Origin of the sequence: Vreelandella olivaria, from assembly GCF_023507745.1 — a bacterium.
Classification (GTDB): domain Bacteria; phylum Pseudomonadota; class Gammaproteobacteria; order Pseudomonadales; family Halomonadaceae; genus Vreelandella; species Vreelandella olivaria_A.
In genome coordinates, this window is the sequence record NZ_JALPZO010000161.1 from 1 (window position 1) to 2,043 (window position 2,043).

The 2,043-nt window shown below is 62.5% G+C and carries 1 protein-coding gene; it reads left to right on the plus strand.

Annotation, left to right across the window (positions count from 1 at the left end; all coding sequences use genetic code 11):
- On the plus strand, positions 1-2,043 hold a 2,043-nt coding region (locus HP566_RS19090), incomplete at both ends, for a hypothetical protein (protein ID WP_249978900.1).

The window sequence follows — 2,043 nt, forward strand, 5'->3', positions numbered from 1 at the left end:
GATCGTCAGCCAGGGCGATCTGACCCTGGCGGCCCGGGATATCGTCCTCGATGGCGCCACCACCAGTGGCGAATCCATCGCCCTGGATGCCGATCACCTGAGCCACCGCCAGGGCGAGATGCTGCAGGTCGGCGACGATAAGGACTTGGTGCTTTCCGTCCGGCAATCGCTGGACAATACCGGCGGGCAGATTGCCAGCAATGCCGGCCTCGATATCATTGCCGGTGAACTGACCAATACCGCTGGCACCCTGCAGGCCTTGGGCGATCTCTACCTGAATGCTGGCAGCCTGAACAATCGCCAGGGTGAACTCGTCGCCGGTGATGCCCTGGCCCTGGTTGCTACGGGAGATATCGACAATACCCAGGGGCAGTGGCGGGCGGAGCGTATCGATGTCACCGCCACTGCCCTCAATAACACTGATGGCCTGATCAGCGCCGCCAGCGACGAGCTGCGCGTGCGAACGGATGAGCTCGATAACACCTCGGGCCGCCTGGAAGCCACGGGTGACCTGTCCCTCGATATCGCCGAGACGCTGATCAACGACGACGGCGAGATCATCCACGCCGGTGACGGAGAGGCGAATATCGCTGCCACACGCCTGGAGGGTAGCGATGGCTTAATCGTCAGCCAGGGCGATCTGACCCTGGCGGCCAGGGATATCGTCCTCGATGGGGCGACCACCAGTGCGGAACGCATCATGGTGGATGCCGAGCGCCTGAGCCACCACCAGGGCGAGATGCTGCATACCGGTGACGACCGAGACTTGAGTCTCACCATAGGGCAGTCGCTGGACAACACCGAGGGCCTTATCGCTAGCAATATCGGACTTGATATCACGGTCCCGGAACTGATCAACACTGGTGGTACCTTGCAGGCGCTGGGCGATCTCTCGCTCAACGCCGAGAGCTTGACCAATCGCCAGGGCGAACTGATCGCTGGCGATGCCCTGGCCGTGGCGGTCTCGGGGGATATCGACAATACCCAGGGGCAATGGCTGGCGGAGCGAATAAACGTCAGCGCTGCTGGTCTGAATAACAGCGATGGCCTGATCAGCGCCGCCAGCGGCGAACTGCGCGTGCAAGCGGATGACCTCGAGAACACTTCGGGTCGGCTGGAAGCCACGGGCGATCTGACCCTTGACGTTGCCGAGTCCCTGACCAACCAGGACGGCGAGATCATCCATGCCGGTGACGGCGACGCCCGCATCGTTGCTACTCGCCTGGAAGGCCGCGATGGCCTGATCATCAGCCAGGGCGACCTGACCCTGGCGGCCCGGGATATCGTCCTCGACGGCGCGACCACCAGTGCAGAACGCATCATGGTGGATGCCGAGCGCCTGAGCCATCGCCAGGGCGAGATGCTGCATACCGGTGACAACCGCGATCTGATCCTCGTGATCCAGCAGTCGCTGGATAATATCGAGGGCCTGATCGCTAGTAATACCGGTCTTGAGATCTCCACTCAGAAGTTGACCAATACCGCCGGCACTTTGCAGGCACGGGATAATGTCCGGCTGGATATTGGTGACTTGGATAATTGGCAAGGCGAACTGATCGCTGGCGATGCCTTGGTCCTGGCGGCCTCGGGGGATATCGACAATACCCAGGGGCAGTGGCTGGCGGAGCGTATCGACGTCACCGCCACTGCCCTCAATAACACTGATGGCCTGATCAGCGCCGCCGGCGGCGACCTTGATCTCGAAGCGGACGAACTCGATAACACCTCGGGCCGCCTGGAAGCCACGGGTGACCTGTCCCTCGATATCGCCGAGACGCTGGTCAACGGCGACGGCGAGATCATCCACGCCGGTGACGGAGAGGCGAATATCGCTGCCACACGCCTGGAGGGTAGCGATGGCCTAATCGTCAGCCAGGGCGACCTGACCCTGACGGCACGGGATATCGTCCTCGACAGCGCCACCACCAGCGCCGAGTCCCTCGCCCTGACTGCCGATCACCTTAGCCATCGCCAGGGCGAGATGCTGCACACCGGCGGGGGCAGTGACCTGACGCTGACAATAGCGCAGTCGCTGGACAATAC